Raw genomic sequence first — 14,582 nt, forward strand, 5'->3', positions numbered from 1 at the left:
GAAAGGGAGCCCGTCTCAAGGTGTGACACGCCGCGTCACTGGCCGTTCAGCCAAATGGACGAGCGTCATTTCTCTGAACTTTCCAGACGTTCGCGCCCTCAACTGCACATAACCACCAAGGAGGTCCCAGTATGAAAACCCTGATGAACCTGGTCATTGCCGCCACGTTGCTCACGGCCCTGCCCGCCTGGGCCTGTACGCCGGACGAGGCGACCGCCAAGCGCGAACAGCTGGGGCAGGAAGTGGCGAAACTCACCGAACAGAACCCCTCCAAGGCCAAGGAGATGAACGACGAGTTGCAGAAAATGGACCTGGATACCCAGAGCGCGGAGTTCCCCGACAAGTGCCAGTTGATCGATGCCCGCCTCAAAGAATTGAAAGAGGCCGCCGCCAAGGCGAAAAACTGAAGGCAAAAAAAACCGGACAACGTCCGGTTTTTTTATTTCACCCCTGCCTTACTCGGCAGCCGGCGCTTCTGGCTTGCGGCGCTTGAGCGGTGCCATGCCGTCCTTGCTGACGAGCGACAGGTTGTCGGTCTTCGGCCGGTTGGTGATCTTGCGCTTGGTCGGCGACTTGGCGCCGGCCTTTTTCTTGTCGCCCTTGGCGTCGACTTTTTTCTTCTTCACGCCAACGGCCTTGCCCGACGCCTTGACCTTCTTCGGCCCGGTGTAGGTGCCTTTGACTTCCTTGATGGTGCGACGCTCGAACGACTGCTTGAGGTAGCGCTCGATGCTCGACATCAGGTTCCAGTCGCCGTGACAGATCAGCGAGATCGCCAGGCCATCGTTGCCCGCACGCCCGGTACGGCCGATACGGTGCACGTATTCGTCGCCGCTGCGGGGCATGTCGAAGTTGATGACCATGTCCAGGCCGTCCACGTCCAGGCCGCGGGCGGCGACGTCGGTGGCCACCAGTATCTTCACGCCGCCGGCCTTGAGGCGATCGATGGCGAGCTTGCGGTCCTTCTGGTCTTTCTCGCCGTGCAGCACGAACGCCTTGTAGTCCTGCGCCACCAGGCGACCGTAGATGCGATCGGCCGCAGCGCGGGTATTCGTGAAGACAATGGCTTTCTGATAGGTCTCATTGGCCAGCAGCCAGTTGAGGATCTGTTCTTTGTGCACATTATGGTCAGCGGTGATGATCTGCTGGCGCGTGGTCGCGTTCAGGTCGCTGACGTTGTTGACCTGCAGGTGCTCAGGGTTGTTCAGGACCTTGGCCACCATGTCGCGCAGGGTCGAACCACCGGTGGTGGCGGAGAACAGCATGGTCTGCTGGCGATTGACGCACTCGCCCACCAGGCGCTGTACGTCGTCGGCAAAACCCATGTCGAGCATGCGGTCGGCTTCGTCCAGCACCAGCACTTCGACCTCCTTGAGATCGAGGTTGCCAGCGTTGAGCTGCTCGATCATACGGCCCGGCGTGCCGATCAGGATATCCGGCACCTTGCGCAGCATGGCGGCCTGGACCTTGAAGTCTTCGCCACCGGTGATCAGGCCGGACTTGATGAAGGTGAATTGCGAGAAGCGCTCCACTTCCTTCAGGGTCTGCTGGGCCAGCTCGCGGGTCGGCAGCAGGATCAGGGTCTTGATGCTGACGCGGACTTTGGCCGGGCCGATCAGGCGGTTAAGAATCGGCAGGACGAAAGCGGCAGTCTTGCCACTCCCGGTTTGAGCCGTCACCCGCAGGTCACGCCCTTGGAGCGCGAGCGGGATGGCCGCTGCTTGCACAGGCGTAGGCTCGACAAATTTAAGCTCGGCCACGGCTTTGAGCAGGCGTTCGTGCAGGGCGAATTGGGAAAACACGGGTGCTACCTCGAAGAAATACAAAATATCAGCTGCATAGGGTACCGGTTTCGGCCGTCCAAACCGAGTTTCTTTACGTGAACGGCGCTAATCAGCCGCTTTTTTGTCAGCTGGTTTGTCCACAACGTCAACTTGATTGCACTTAAATGCTCTAATCGCCCCGTCTTGTCTTACAGAAGAATCGGTTTCACCCATGGATATCAAACAGTTCTGGCTCAACGTCCAAGACCTTTGGGGCGCCCTCGATCAACACCCGTTGCTGCATGCTGGCCTGGGTATGTTGGTGTTGCTGGTGGTGGCCTTGTTACTGGGCCGGGTGGCGCGCTACCTCATCCTTCACGCCATCAAGCTGCTCGGCAGGCAACCGCCCCTGCATTGGCTCAACGATCTGCGGCACAACAAAGTCTTCCATCGCCTGGCACAGCTGACGCCGTCCCTGGTGATCCAGTTCGGCTTGTACCTGGTGCCAGACCTGAGCAAGACCGCCACCCTGTTTATCGGCAACGTCGCGCTGGCATTCACCCTCCTGTTCATGACGCTGGCCATGAGCGCCCTGCTCAACGCCCTGCTCGACATCTATGCCCGTACCGAACATGCGCGCACGCGCTCGATCAAGGGGTATGTGCAACTGGCGAAGATGGTGCTGTTTGTCTTTGCCGCAATCATCATCGTCGCCACCCTGATCGACCGCTCGCCGTTGCTGCTGCTGTCGGGCCTGGGCGCCATGTCGGCGGTGATCCTGTTGGTGTACAAGGACACCCTGCTGTCGTTCGTCGCCAGCGTGCAGCTCACCAGCAACGACATGCTGCGGGTGGGCGACTGGATCGAAATGCCGCAGGTCGGTGCCGACGGCGATGTGGTCGATATCACCCTGCACACCGTCAAGGTGCAGAACTTCGACAAAACCATCGTCTCCATCCCCACCTGGCGCCTGATGTCCGAGTCGTTCAAGAACTGGCGCGGCATGCAGGCGTCGGGTGGGCGACGCATCAAGCGCAGCCTGTACATCGATGCCAGCGGTGTGCGGTTCCTGCGCGATGATGAAGAAACGCGCATGACCCAGGTGCATCTGCTCACCGACTACATCAGCCGCAAGCAGGCCGAACTCAAGGCCTGGAACGAAGCCCAGGGCCACAGCGCGCAACTGTCGGCCAACCGTCGCCGCATGACCAACCTCGGCACCTTCCGCGCATACGCCCTGGCCTACCTGAAAAGCCACCCGGACATCCAACCGAACATGACCTGCATGGTGCGCCAGATGCAAACCACCGCCCAGGGTGTGCCGTTGGAAATCTACTGCTTCACCCGCACCACCGCGTGGGCGGATTACGAGCGGATCCAGGGGGATATCTTCGATTACTTGCTGGCGGTGCTGCCGGAATTTGGGTTGAGTCTCTATCAACAACCCAGCGGGAATGACTTGCGTGCCGGGGTGTTGCCGGCGGTGTTGGGGGCCAGTCATCTACCCGCCATCGAACAGCATTCGGGTTAACACCGCATCCTCCGTGGGAGTTTCTGACTTAGCGCTGCCGCGCAGCAAACTGCCCCACCCCCCCCCTGTGGCTAGGGGGCTTGCCCCGCTCGCCACAACAAGCCTGCTCGCCACAGTTCCTCCTTAACTGACTGGCATTGCGGCTCTCCACAACAGCCCGCTCCCCTGGGCGGGTCAGCGCAGCACTGGCTCCTTGCATGCCCCCAACCGACTGATCCACACCGCCCCCAGAATCACCAGGCCACCCAGCGCCAACCGCCCCAGCGGCTCGTGCTGGTTCCAGATCAGCAGGTTCAGCAGCAGCCCCACCGGCACATGCAAATTGTTCATCACCGCCAAGGTGCCGCCGTTGACCAGGCAGGCCCCCTTGTTCCACCAATACATGCCCAAGGCGGTACTGACCAATCCGAGGAACACCAGCACGCCCCATTGCAGTGGCGCTTCCGGCAGGAAGTTGGCTTTGCCGAACAACAGGAACGCCGGCAGCACCACCAACAACGCGCCCAGGTAGAAGTAACCGAAGCGTCGATAGTGCGGCAGGTCGCTGGGGTAGCGCGCCACCAGGTGCTTGTACATGACCTGCCCGGCGGCGTAGGTGAAGTTGGCCAGTTGCAGCAACAGGAAGCCCATGAGGAAGTGCGGGGTGATCTGGTCGAAACGGATCACCGCCGCCCCCGTCACCGCCACCAGTGCGGCGATCAGCGCCCAGGGATTGAAGCGGCGGTTGAGCGCGTCTTCGATCAGGGTCACATGCAACGGGGTGAGGATGGTGAATAGCAGCACCTCCGGCACCGTGAGCACACGAAAGCTCAGGTACAGGCACACGTAGGTCACGCCAAACTGCAGCGCGCCAATCACCAGCATGCCGCGCATGAAGGCCGGCTCCACCGAGCGCCAGCGGGTCAACGGGATAAAGACCAGCCCGGCCAGCAGCACACGCACCAGCACCGCGAAGTAGCTGTCGACGTGACCGGCGAGGTATTCGCCGATCAAGCTGAAGGAAAATGCCTGAATCAGGGTGACAACCAGTAGATAGCCCATGCGCGCCTCATTTCGAATGGGCGGGACATTAAAGGTTTTCGGCGTTTGACGAAACTCGGGGCAAAAAAAACCCGACCTCGCTATAGCGTCAGTCGGGCAGGAGCACTCAGGAGCAACAAGTGCAAAGGGAGGTTCTTACGCGTACTTGAAGGGTTTGCGTGGAGCGATATAAACACCGCGCGATTATCTGGCGATTAAAGGATCAAGCCACCTGCGCCAGCAGCGCCTTGGCGTGGTTGATGCCCTTTTCCTGGAAGTCACTGCTCAGGTTCACGCCTTCGGCATGAATGAAGGTGACGTCATGGATCCCGATAAAAGCCATGACCTGGCGCAGGTAGGGTTCCTGGTGATCGGAGCTGGCGCCGGCATGGATACCGCCGCGAGCGGTCAACACGATGGCGCGTTTACCGGTGAGCAGGCCTTGGGGCCCCGTGGCGGTGTACTTGAAGGTCACACCCGCACGCAACACGTGGTCCAGCCAGGCTTTGAGGGTGCTGGGGATGGCAAAGTTGTACATCGGTGCCGCCATCACCAGCACGTCGGCGGCGAGCAATTCATCGGTCAATTCGTTGGAACGGTCGAGGGAGGCCTGTTCGCTGGGGTTGCGCTGGTCGGCAGGTTTCATCCAACCGCCGAGCAGGTTGGCGTCCAGGTGCGGCACCGGGTCAAGGGCGACGTCACGCACCGTGATCTGATCTGCCGGATGGGCGGCCTGCCATTGGCTGATGAACTGTTGGGTCAGTTGCCGGGAAATCGAATCCTGTTGGCGGGCGCTGCTTTCGATGATCAGAACATTGGACATGGCTTCGTAGGCTCCATCTGCATTTGCTGTAAGGCGATGGAGTGAAGAGTAGACAGAGCCAATTCGATAAAAAAGCGCAAAAAACTGCTATAAACCATCTAGAAATTTGTTTATAAGCGGAGTATTCCTGTCGGGACGCTCCGCTGCTGCTTTATTTCGGGGCGCAGGCCAGGGCGATCCGCATTTTGATGATCGCGCGGTTGAACTTGACGGTGGTGTTGGTGCTTTTACCCGCCGGTACCGTGACCGTGCGTCGACGGGGTGATTCCGGACCGTTGGTAAAGGTGACCGAACACACGGCGTCCTTCGTGCCGTAGTTATTCAATTGAATCGAGCTGATGTCGCCGTCCACATCGGAGGCGGTGTAATCGATGCTCACGCCGTCGATTTTTTTAGTCACGTCGATGGGGTAGGCAAAGGCACTCATCGGCAACAGCGCCAGCAACACACAACAGAATTTTCTCATTCGGCAGTCTCCAATAAGGACCGCCAGCTTAGGACAAGAGGAGCTCATCTTGAAAGCGCCCCGCGTTACCCTTGATCAATGGCGCACGCTGCAAGCCGTGGTCGACCATGGCGGCTTCGCCCAGGCGGCTGAAGCGCTGCACCGTTCGCAGTCCTCGGTGAGCTACACCGTGGCCCGCATGCAAGACCAACTCGGCGTTCCGATGTTGCGCATCGACGGGCGCAAGGCGGTGCTGACCGAGGCCGGTGAAGTGCTGTTGCGCCGCTCCCGGCAACTGGTGAAAAACGCCAGTCAACTGGAAGACCTGGCCCACCATATGGAACAGGGCTGGGAGGCCGAAGTGCGCCTGGTGGTCGATGCCGCCTACCCGAATGCGCGCCTGGTGCGTGCCTTGACGGCCTTTATGCCGCAAAGCCGCGGTTGTCGCGTGCGCTTGCGTGAGGAGGTGCTGTCGGGTGTCGAAGAGCTGTTGATGGAAGGCGTGGCCGACCTGGCGATCAGCAGTTTCAGCATTCCCGGCTACCTGGGCACGGAAATGAGCGATGTGGAGTTCATCGCCGTGGCCCATCCCGAGCATGCCTTGCACCGCATGAACCGCGAGTTGAGCTTCCAGGACCTGGAAAGCCAGATGCAGGTGGTGATCCGCGATTCCGGTCGCCAGCAGCCGCGCGATGTGGGCTGGCTTGGCGCCGAGCAGCGCTGGACCGTCGGCAGCCTGGCCACCGCCGCCGCCTTTGTCGGCAGCGGCCTGGGCTTTGCCTGGCTGCCCCGGCACATGATCGAACGCGAACTCGCCGAAGGCGTGCTCAAGCAGCTACCCTTGGAACAGGGCGGCAGCCGCCATCCGACGTTCTACCTGTATTCAAACAAGGACAAACCCTTGGGCCCAGCCACGCAGATCCTGGTGGAGCTGCTGCGCACGTTCGACACAGCCCCCTTGGACGCCCCTTTCGCCGCCCCGCAGCAAGCCTGAAACGGAGTTCAAGCATGGCCTGGTTCGACCACGAAGGCTGCAACCTGCATTACGAGGAATACGGTCACGGCACGCCGCTGATCCTGATCCATGGCCTGGGCTCCAGCAGCCAGGATTGGGAGCTGCAGATCCCGGTGCTGGCCAGGCATTACCGCTTGATCGTGGTGGATGTACGCGGCCATGGGCGCTCCGACAAACCTCGAGAGCGCTACAGTATCCAGGGCTTTACCTTCGACCTGCTCGCCCTGATCGAACACCTGGACCTGCCGCCCGCCCATGTGGTGGGCTTGTCCATGGGGGGGATGATCGCCTTCCAGCTGGCGGTGGACGAGCCCGGCCTGGTCAAGAGCCTGTGCATCGTCAACAGCGCGCCCGAGGTCAAGGTTCGCAGTGCCGATGATTACTGGCAGTGGGCCAAGCGCTGGAGCCTCGCGCGCGCGCTCAGCCTGGCCACGATCGGCAAAGCTCTCGGCGACCGACTGTTCCCCAAACCGCACCAGGCCGACCTGCGCCGCAAGATGGCCGAACGCTGGGCAAAAAACGACAAACGTGCTTATCTCGCCAGCTTCGACGCGATTGTGGGCTGGGGCGTACAGGAACGACTTTCGAGGATTACCTGTCCAACCCTGGTCATCAGCGCCGACCACGACTACACCCCCGTGGCGCAGAAAGAAATCTATGTAAAACTGCTGCCCGATGCGCGGCTGGTGGTGATCGAGGATTCCCGCCATGCCACGCCCTTGGACCAACCCGAAGTCTTTAACGCTACGTTGCTCGATTTTCTAAAGACAGTCGAAACCACTACCCAGGATCACTGACCCATGCTGAAAAAAATCGCCTTCTTCGCCGGTTCCGTATTGTTCGCTGCCAACCTGATGGCGGCCGAGCCTGCCAAGGCGCCGCACGTACTGATCACCACCACCAATGGCGACATTGAAATCGAACTGGACCCGGTCAAGGCGCCGATCAGTACCAAAAACTTCCTGGCCTACGTCGACAAGGGCTTCTACACCAACACGATTTTCCACCGCGTGATCCCGGGCTTCATGGTCCAGGGCGGCGGGTTCACCCAGCAGATGTCGCAAAAACCGACCGAAGCGCCGATCAAGAACGAAGCCAGCAATGGCTTGCACAACGTACGTGGCACCTTGTCCATGGCGCGCACCAACGATCCGAACTCGGCCACCAGCCAATTCTTCATCAACGTCGCCGACAATGCCTTCCTCGATCCAGGTCGCGACGCCGGTTATGCCGTGTTCGCCAAGGTAGTCAAGGGCATGGACGTGGTCGACATCATCGTCAACTCGCAGACCACCACCAAGCAAGGCATGCAGAACGTGCCTATCGATCCTGTCCTGATCAAGTCGGCCAAGCGCATCGACTGAGGTCTGCAGGTAGTTCCGTGCGGCGCCCACCAGGCACCGCACGCATTTGAACAGGAGAGCCCGCCAGGCGGGCGTCAACCCTAATGCTCTATCGTCGTTTTGAACAACTGATCGACATCTTCCGCGAAGCCCCCAGCGCGGCCCCTCCCGATAAAGTCCTGCCCTTCTATCTCTATTACCTGCGCCAGGTGTGGCCGAGTTTTGCCGCGCTGCTGGTGGTGGGCCTGATCGGTGCGCTGATCGAGGTCGCGCTGTTCAGCTACCTGAGCCGCATTATCGACCTGGCCCAGGGGACGCCCCCGGCGAACTTCTTCCAGTTGCACAGCACCGAACTGATCTGGATGGCCGTGGTGGCCCTGCTGCTGCGCCCGATCTTCGGTGCCCTGCATGACCTGCTGGTGCACCAGACCATCAGCCCCGGCATGACCAGCCTGATCCGCTGGCAGAACCACAGCTACGTGCTCAAGCAGAGCCTGAATTTCTTCCAGAACGACTTCGCCGGGCGTATTGCCCAGCGCATCATGCAGACCGGCAACTCCCTGCGCGACTCCGCTGTCGCGGCGGTGGATGCGATCTGGCACGTGGCGATCTATGCGATCAGCTCGCTGGTGTTGTTTGCCGAAGCCGACTGGCGCCTGATGATCCCGCTGGTGACCTGGATCGTCTGCTACAGCCTGGCGCTGCGCTACTTCGTGCCCAGGGTGAAAGAGCGCTCGGTGATTTCCTCCGAGGCGCGCTCCAAATTGATGGGCCGGATTGTCGACGGCTACACCAACATCACCACCTTGAAGCTGTTTGCTCACACCCATTACGAGCAGCAATACGCCAAGGAAGCGCTCATCGAGCAGACCGAAAAAACCCAACTGGCCAGCCGCGTGGTGACCAGCATGGACGTGGTGATCACCACCATGAATGGCCTGCTGATCGTCACCACCACTGGCCTGGCCCTGTGGTTGTGGACCCACTCGCTGATTTCCGTAGGCGCGATTGCGCTGGCGACCGGTCTGGTGATTCGTATCGTCAACATGTCCGGCTGGATCATGTGGGTGGTCAACGGCATCTTCGAAAACATCGGCATGGTGCAGGACGGCTTGAAAACCATCGCCCAGCCACTGGCGGTAATCGACCGCGAAAACGCCCCGCGCCTGAGCGTCCCCCATGGGGAAGTGCGCTTCGAGCAGGTGGATTTTCACTATGGCAAGAAGAGCGGGATCATTGGCGGCCTGAACCTGACCATCAAGGCCGGGGAAAAAATCGGCCTGATCGGCCCGTCCGGCGCGGGCAAATCGACCCTGGTCAACCTGCTGCTGCGCCTCTACGACCTGCAGGGCGGGCGCATCCTGATCGACGGCCAGGACATCGCCGAGGTTGCCCAGGAATCCCTGCGCGAACAGATCGGCATGATCACCCAGGACACCTCGCTGCTGCACCGCTCGATCCGCGACAACCTGCTGTATGGCAAACCGGATGCGACCGATGAAGAACTCTGGGCCGCCGTGCACAAGGCGCGCGCCGATGAGTTCATCCCGCTGCTGTCGGATGCCGAAGGACGTACCGGGCTGGATGCACACGTGGGAGAGCGCGGGGTCAAACTCTCCGGCGGCCAGCGGCAACGGATTGCCATCGCCCGCGTACTGCTCAAGGACGCGCCGATCCTGATCATGGACGAAGCCACGTCGGCGCTGGACTCGGAAGTGGAAGCCGCCATCCAGGAAAGCCTGGAGACCCTGATGCAAGGCAAGACGGTGATTGCGATTGCGCACCGATTGTCGACCATCGCACGCATGGATCGCCTGGTGGTGCTGGAGAAGGGCCAGATCGCCGAGAGCGGCAGCCACGCCGAGCTGCTGGCCCATGGCGGGCTGTATGCGCGGTTGTGGCAACACCAGACTGGCGGGTTTGTCGGTATCGATTGAAAACTGCCGGGCCTACGCAACTCAAAATGTGGGAGGGAGGGAGCTTGCTCCCTCCCCCATGAGTACCCTGGATTTGTGCCGGAACCGTGCTGTACTCAGTGCAGTGCCCAGGCGGGCGCTGAAGTAAATCCGCAGGGAGCATCACTGATTTACTGATTCGGTAGAGCGATCTATCAAGGACGGGTTGCATGTCTTTGTTCAAGCGTTCAGTCACAGAAGGGTTGGGCACGTTTTGGCTGGTGTTGGGCGGTTGCGGGAGTGCGGTGTTGGCCGCGGCGTTTCCCGCCGTCGGCATCGGGTTGTTGGGTGTAGCCCTGGCGTTCGGGCTCACGGTGCTGACCATGGCCGTCGCCATCGGACACATCAGCGGTTGTCACCTGAACCCGGCGGTATCGGTGGGGCTGGTGGTGGGCGGGCGGTTTCCGGCCAGGGAATTACCGGCCTACATCGTGGCCCAGGTAATTGGCGGCACGGTCGCCGCAGCGCTGCTGTACTTCATCGCCAGCGGCAAGCCAGGGTTTGAACTGGCGTCGGGCCTGGCCTCCAACGGCTATGCCGAACATTCGCCGGGGGGCTACTCATTGGCTGCGGGGTTTGTCTGTGAGTTAGTGATGACGACGATGTTCGTGCTGATCATCCTTGGCGCCACCGACCCTCGTGCCCCGAAGGGCCTCGCACCGATCGCCATCGGCCTGGCCCTGACCTTGATCCACCTGATCTCCATCCCCGTGACCAACACCTCGGTCAACCCGGCCCGCAGTACGGGCCCGGCGCTGATCGTGGGCGGGTGGGCGATCCAGCAGTTGTGGATGTTCTGGCTCGCGCCGATTCTCGGCGCGGTGGTCGGCGGTTTTACCTATCGATGGCTGGGCAAGGAGGAGCCGGCCTGAGGCCGCGCGAGTTCAGCCCTGCCGATAAGGCAGGGCTGCCCTCGCCTCTTCGGCATACGCCAGGATCCCCACCCGCTCGCGCGCCAGGAAATCCTCAACGGCTTTTTTCAACCCCGGATGACGCAAGTAATGCCATGACCGGGTAATCACCGGCTCAAACCCGCGAATCAACTTGTGCTCGCCCTGGGCGCCGGCGTCGAAACGTTGCAGGCCGTGGGCGATGGCATAGTCCATGCCCTGGTAGAAACAGGTTTCGAAATGCAGGCGGTCAAACTCCGCCAGGCAGCCCCAGTAGCGGCCGTAGAAACTGTCGCCACCGACCAGGCTGAACGCCATGGCTACCGGGCGGGCGCCTTGCTTGGCCAGCACCACGCGGATAGCTTCGGGCATGCGCTCGGCGAGCAGGCTGAAAAACGCGCGGGTCAGGTAGGGCGATTGGCGTCTGACGGCGTAGGTGTTGGCGTAGCAGGCATAGACAAAATCCCATTGCGCTTCGCTCAGTTCATGGCCTTGTAGCCACTCAAATTCAATGCCCTGCCCCGCCACCTGTTCGCGCTCCTTGCGCATCTGTTTGCGCTTGCGTGAACTCAGGGCATCGAGAAAGTCCTGAAAGTCGCGATAGCCACGGTTCTGCCAGTGAAACTGACAACCCAGGCGCTGCATCCAGCCCGGCTGCTGGGCCAGGGCGTCATCGGCCAACGCATCGGTGAAATTGATATGGGCGCCGGAGAGCCCCTCGATTTCCAGGTAGCCCGGCAGGCTTTGGAGCAGTTCAAAAGCGTCGGCGGCATTGGCCGCCAACACGCGCGGTCCGCTGACCGGACTGAACGGTACGGCCGTCAGCAGCTTGGGGTAATAGTCGATACCGGCACGCTCACAGGCATCCGCCCAGCCGTGATCGAACACGTACTCGCCGTAGGAGTGCCATTTGCGATAGCCGGGTAACGCCGCGACCAGCCGATCGCCCTCCCAGTGCAACAGATGCTCCGGTTGCCAGCCGGAATGGGGGCCGACGCTACCGCTGTCCTCCAGCGCACTCAGGAACGCATGACGCACGAACGGTTGGGCGTGCGGCACCAGGGCATCCCAGGTCTGAGGGGCGGTTTCGGACAGGCTTGGCAGGCGTTGCAACGGCATCGGCATCCTCACTACTTCAGGGCGTGAAAGCCTGGCGAGTATCGCTTATCGCCGGACCCAGTACACCCTCAAATCGCCGGACAAGGCTGCATGCCAATAGTTCCTTCTTAAATAATTTGTCATGTAGATGACATTACTTCGCCACTGCGCCGTCATAAACCATCGCGATACTGACGCCTGTTTTTAGAGCGCCTGGTTCTACCGGGCGGCTATTTTTTCCGTCCGTCCTCGGTCGGTTGTGTCCTGGATGGTTTGCCATCCCTCCTCACTTTCGGAGATTGATATGCGTCTTGCTTCCACTAAAACTGCGGCGGTCCTGTGCGGTGGCCTGTTACTGGCCCTGAGCGTTCCTGCCAGCGCCGCAGTCGACGCTAAATTGCTCGACATGCTCAAGGCCAACGGCCAGATCACCGCAGCGCAGTACACCGAACTGCAAGCTGAACTGGCCAAGGATCAGAAAGAAAAGCAGATCGCTCAGCAAGCTCAACAAGAGACCAACGAACAGATCGCGGCCACCGCGAAAAAAACCAACGACCTCAGCGTCTTCGATCAGAAGCTGGCATGGGCCGCGAAGACGCAGTTCAAGGGTGACGTACGTTTCCGCCAGGAGACCGTGAAGATCCAGGGCGAATCCAACAACGGTGGCCGTGACAAGGACCGTCAGCGCATTCGTGCCCGCCTGGGCGCCTACACCGAGATCAACTCCCAGGTCGACACCGGCATCCGTATCGCCACGGGCAGCAGCGACGACGCGCGGTCCACCAACCAGGACCAGGATAACTACTTCGACAAGAAGTCGATCTGGCTGGACCTTGGCTACATCGACTACCACCCCGAGCAGATCAAGAACCTGCACGTGATCGGCGGCAAAATGCTCCAGCCTTGGGTGAACATGGGCGACGTGATCTGGGATAGCGATATCAACCCGGAAGGCCTGGCATTGACCTACAAATACCCACTGGGTAGCAGCGCCGAGCTGTTCGGCAGCATCGGTAACTACAACCTCAAGGACAACGTCGACGGCGACGGCGTGCAATTTCGCCACGACCTGCGCCTGACTTCCGGCCAGTTGGGTACACGCTTCTCGGTGACCGACAACCTGAAAATGACCCTGGGCGGCAGCATCTACGCCTACCAGAACGACGAAAACAGTGCCTGTACCACCACCAGCACACCTTGCGCACTGGCGGTCAACGGCAACTCGCCAAACGAACAATTCCGCCTGTACGAAGGGTTTGCCCAGGCAGACATCGGCGGCCTGGCCGTGCCACTGGCGTTCTACGGCCAGTACGTGAAGAACAACGACGCCTCCAACGACCAGGACACTGCCTGGTTGCTGGGTGCCAAGTCCAAGGTGTTCGGCTTCAACCTGGACTACAACTACCGCGATACGCAACGTAACGCTGTTGTAGGCGCCTTCACCGATTCGGACTTCGGCAACGGCACCACCGGTTCGCGCGGCCACAAGATGAAGGTCAGCTACGACATCGACAAAAACTTCGCCGTCGGCGCCACGTACTTCCTGACCAAGGCTGACTACGCCAGCCGCACTCAGCGCGATGCCAACACCAACACCCTGCAGTTGGATGCTGAAGCCAAGTTCTGAATACCCGTGTGACAAGCCTTGGGCCAGGACGGCCCGAGGTGGCTGTAACAGCCTTGCGTGGGTGAATCGGTCCCCATCATCCGTTCGACTCACCCACGCGAGCCTGCTTTTGCTTCCCCGCTACTCCTGATCCTTGAGCCGCTCGGCAGCCAGCCGCTGTGCCAAGGCATCCGCATCGTCGACCGGCGGCTGCGGCAAGATCCGCAACGTCGCCTGCATCAGGCGCATCTGGCGGATAAACCGCCGACAGTTCGGGCAAAACATCAAGTGATGACGCACCAACAGGCGCTCGCGAAAGGTCAATTGCCCATCGAGATAGTCACTGGAACGTGCCACTTGCTCTTTACAGGTCAACATTCGCCCGTTTCCTCAAAATGCTCCACCGTGGCGAAGACTTTAAGCCGCGCTCGATGCAGCAGCACACGAACGTTGGAGAGCGACAGCGTTAGAAGATTACAGATCTCTTCCAGTTCCAGGCCCTGGCGTTCGCGCAACACCAACACGCTGCCTTGCAACTCAGACAAACTCAGCAACGTATGCTCCAGGCACTTGCGCAGCTCTTCCTCGGTCAGCAGGGCTTCCGGCGTGTCCTGGTGCCAGGCATAGGGGGCGACGGCCCAGTGGCCATCGTCGGGCGAGAAACGCTCATCACCGATCGTGCCATGGGGCGAGGGCAAATCGTCGAGCAATACTTCCCGGCGATTCTGTTTGTAACGGCTCTTGGCGGCGTTGGCAGTGATGGTCAGCAGCCAGGTCTTGAGACTGGAGCGTCCTTCGAACTTGGGCAGGTTGCGCACGACCGCCAGCCAGGCGTCCTGCACGATTTCATCGGCATGGCGCTGACCGACGATGGCATAGGCCACCGCGCGCATGGCGCTCTGGTATTGGGTGACCAATTCCTTGTAGGCCCGCTGCTCGCCCTTGAGCAAGCGTTCAAGCAGGTGCGCGTCGTCCGCTGCCGCCATCGTCTACCTCGATTCCACCGTGGAAAACCCGATTCCCGTGTGAGCTGGCTTGCCTGCGATGCTGGCACCGCAGTGATGCAATCGCAGGCAAGCCAGCTCCCACATTG

15 protein-coding genes are annotated in these 14,582 nt (G+C 60.8%); 8 read left to right on the forward strand and 7 right to left on the reverse strand.

The features are described 5' to 3' along the window. Positions 1 to 131 precede the first annotated feature (131 nt). A complete protein-coding gene (locus tag AB7933_RS24610) occupies positions 132 to 407 on the forward strand; it encodes a hypothetical protein (RefSeq protein ID WP_024076801.1) in 276 nt (91 codons plus the stop codon). A 48-nt stretch (positions 408 to 455) separates the two neighbouring features. Here the strand turns inward: AB7933_RS24610 and AB7933_RS24615 are convergent, their stop codons facing one another. Next, positions 456 to 1,802, reverse strand: coding sequence for a DEAD/DEAH box helicase (locus AB7933_RS24615; RefSeq protein ID WP_041160994.1), 1,347 nt, complete (start codon positions 1,800 to 1,802; stop codon positions 456 to 458). 193 nt (positions 1,803 to 1,995) lie between these two features. On the opposite strand from AB7933_RS24615, the gene AB7933_RS24620 reads away from it, so the two are divergent. Continuing rightward, the gene (locus AB7933_RS24620; RefSeq protein WP_024076803.1) at positions 1,996 to 3,294 is read left to right on the forward strand and encodes a mechanosensitive ion channel family protein; all 1,299 of its coding nucleotides are present in this window, start codon (positions 1,996 to 1,998) and stop codon (positions 3,292 to 3,294) included. Between the two features lie 174 nt (positions 3,295 to 3,468). Here the strand turns inward: AB7933_RS24620 and AB7933_RS24625 are convergent, their stop codons facing one another. The 3 genes from AB7933_RS24625 to AB7933_RS24635 all read right to left on the reverse strand — a co-directional run bounded on the left by AB7933_RS24625 (position 3,469) and on the right by AB7933_RS24635 (position 5,603). Beyond that, entirely contained in the window at positions 3,469 to 4,335 is an 867-nt protein-coding gene (locus AB7933_RS24625; protein WP_024076804.1) for a carboxylate/amino acid/amine transporter, read from the reverse strand. A 202-nt stretch (positions 4,336 to 4,537) separates the two neighbouring features. Next, the gene (locus AB7933_RS24630; protein ID WP_024076805.1) at positions 4,538 to 5,137 is read right to left on the reverse strand and encodes an FMN-dependent NADH-azoreductase; all 600 of its coding nucleotides are present in this window, start codon (positions 5,135 to 5,137) and stop codon (positions 4,538 to 4,540) included. Between the two features lie 151 nt (positions 5,138 to 5,288). Then, positions 5,289 to 5,603 (reverse strand): 3-phosphoglycerate kinase, encoded by a 315-nt coding sequence (locus tag AB7933_RS24635; protein WP_024076806.1) that lies wholly within the window; start codon positions 5,601 to 5,603, stop codon positions 5,289 to 5,291. Positions 5,604 to 5,652: 49 nt separating this feature from the next. Between AB7933_RS24635 and AB7933_RS24640 the strand changes: the two genes are divergently transcribed. The 5 genes from AB7933_RS24640 to aqpZ all read left to right on the forward strand — a co-directional run bounded on the left by AB7933_RS24640 (position 5,653) and on the right by aqpZ (position 10,767). Then, positions 5,653 to 6,576, forward strand: a complete 924-nt coding sequence (locus tag AB7933_RS24640) for a LysR family transcriptional regulator (RefSeq protein ID WP_024076807.1) — start codon at positions 5,653 to 5,655, stop codon at positions 6,574 to 6,576. A gap of 14 nt (positions 6,577 to 6,590) precedes the next feature. After that, positions 6,591 to 7,394, forward strand: coding sequence for an alpha/beta fold hydrolase (locus AB7933_RS24645; RefSeq protein WP_093235826.1), 804 nt, complete (start codon positions 6,591 to 6,593; stop codon positions 7,392 to 7,394). Between the two features lie 3 nt (positions 7,395 to 7,397). After that, positions 7,398 to 7,961, forward strand: a complete 564-nt coding sequence (locus tag AB7933_RS24650; RefSeq protein WP_003210708.1) for a peptidylprolyl isomerase A — start codon at positions 7,398 to 7,400, stop codon at positions 7,959 to 7,961. Positions 7,962 to 8,044: 83 nt separating this feature from the next. Continuing rightward, complete coding sequence (locus AB7933_RS24655; RefSeq protein WP_024076809.1) at positions 8,045 to 9,877, forward strand: ABC transporter ATP-binding protein; 1,833 nt, start codon at positions 8,045 to 8,047, stop codon at positions 9,875 to 9,877. Between the two features lie 188 nt (positions 9,878 to 10,065). Then, positions 10,066 to 10,767 carry an aquaporin Z gene (gene aqpZ, locus AB7933_RS24660; RefSeq protein WP_024076810.1) on the forward strand — a complete coding sequence of 234 codons (702 nt, stop codon included), beginning with the start codon at positions 10,066 to 10,068 and terminating at the stop codon, positions 10,765 to 10,767. Positions 10,768 to 10,779: 12 nt separating this feature from the next. Here the strand turns inward: aqpZ and AB7933_RS24665 are convergent, their stop codons facing one another. Next, positions 10,780 to 11,904 (reverse strand): GNAT family N-acetyltransferase, encoded by a 1,125-nt coding sequence (locus AB7933_RS24665; RefSeq protein WP_024076811.1) that lies wholly within the window; start codon positions 11,902 to 11,904, stop codon positions 10,780 to 10,782. 283 nt (positions 11,905 to 12,187) lie between these two features. On the opposite strand from AB7933_RS24665, the gene AB7933_RS24670 reads away from it, so the two are divergent. Continuing rightward, positions 12,188 to 13,510: a putative porin gene (locus AB7933_RS24670; protein ID WP_024076812.1), complete on the forward strand. Its 1,323-nt coding sequence runs from the start codon at positions 12,188 to 12,190 to the stop codon at positions 13,508 to 13,510. Between the two features lie 120 nt (positions 13,511 to 13,630). Here the strand turns inward: AB7933_RS24670 and AB7933_RS24675 are convergent, their stop codons facing one another. Together AB7933_RS24675 and AB7933_RS24680 are read right to left on the reverse strand one after the other, a co-directional pair. Continuing rightward, positions 13,631 to 13,867: an anti-sigma factor family protein gene (locus AB7933_RS24675; protein ID WP_024076813.1), complete on the reverse strand. Its 237-nt coding sequence runs from the start codon at positions 13,865 to 13,867 to the stop codon at positions 13,631 to 13,633. After that, positions 13,861 to 14,475, reverse strand: a complete 615-nt coding sequence (locus AB7933_RS24680) for an RNA polymerase sigma factor (protein ID WP_024076814.1) — start codon at positions 14,473 to 14,475, stop codon at positions 13,861 to 13,863. The genes AB7933_RS24675 and AB7933_RS24680 overlap by 7 nt, the downstream gene beginning before the upstream one ends. Positions 14,476 to 14,582 lie beyond the last annotated feature (107 nt).

Source organism: Pseudomonas gorinensis, from assembly GCF_042015035.1.
Lineage (GTDB): Bacteria > Pseudomonadota > Gammaproteobacteria > Pseudomonadales > Pseudomonadaceae > Aquipseudomonas > Aquipseudomonas gorinensis.

Coding starts and splice junctions, on each gene's coding strand:
- AB7933_RS24610 (WP_024076801.1), top strand. CDS start 132: ATGAAAACCCTGATGAACCTGGTCATTGCCGCCACGTTGCTCACGGCC.
- AB7933_RS24620 (WP_024076803.1), top strand. CDS start 1,996: ATGGATATCAAACAGTTCTGGCTCAACGTCCAAGACCTTTGGGGCGCC.
- AB7933_RS24625 (WP_024076804.1), bottom strand. CDS start 4,335: ATGGGCTATCTACTGGTTGTCACCCTGATTCAGGCATTTTCCTTCAGC.
- AB7933_RS24630 (WP_024076805.1), bottom strand. CDS start 5,137: ATGTCCAATGTTCTGATCATCGAAAGCAGCGCCCGCCAACAGGATTCG.
- AB7933_RS24635 (WP_024076806.1), bottom strand. CDS start 5,603: ATGAGAAAATTCTGTTGTGTGTTGCTGGCGCTGTTGCCGATGAGTGCC.
- AB7933_RS24645 (WP_093235826.1), top strand. CDS start 6,591: ATGGCCTGGTTCGACCACGAAGGCTGCAACCTGCATTACGAGGAATAC.
- AB7933_RS24650 (WP_003210708.1), top strand. CDS start 7,398: ATGCTGAAAAAAATCGCCTTCTTCGCCGGTTCCGTATTGTTCGCTGCC.
- AB7933_RS24655 (WP_024076809.1), top strand. CDS start 8,045: ATGCTCTATCGTCGTTTTGAACAACTGATCGACATCTTCCGCGAAGCC.
- aqpZ (WP_024076810.1), top strand. CDS start 10,066: ATGTCTTTGTTCAAGCGTTCAGTCACAGAAGGGTTGGGCACGTTTTGG.
- AB7933_RS24665 (WP_024076811.1), bottom strand. CDS start 11,904: ATGCCGTTGCAACGCCTGCCAAGCCTGTCCGAAACCGCCCCTCAGACC.
- AB7933_RS24670 (WP_024076812.1), top strand. CDS start 12,188: ATGCGTCTTGCTTCCACTAAAACTGCGGCGGTCCTGTGCGGTGGCCTG.
- AB7933_RS24675 (WP_024076813.1), bottom strand. CDS start 13,867: ATGTTGACCTGTAAAGAGCAAGTGGCACGTTCCAGTGACTATCTCGAT.
- AB7933_RS24680 (WP_024076814.1), bottom strand. CDS start 14,475: ATGGCGGCAGCGGACGACGCGCACCTGCTTGAACGCTTGCTCAAGGGC.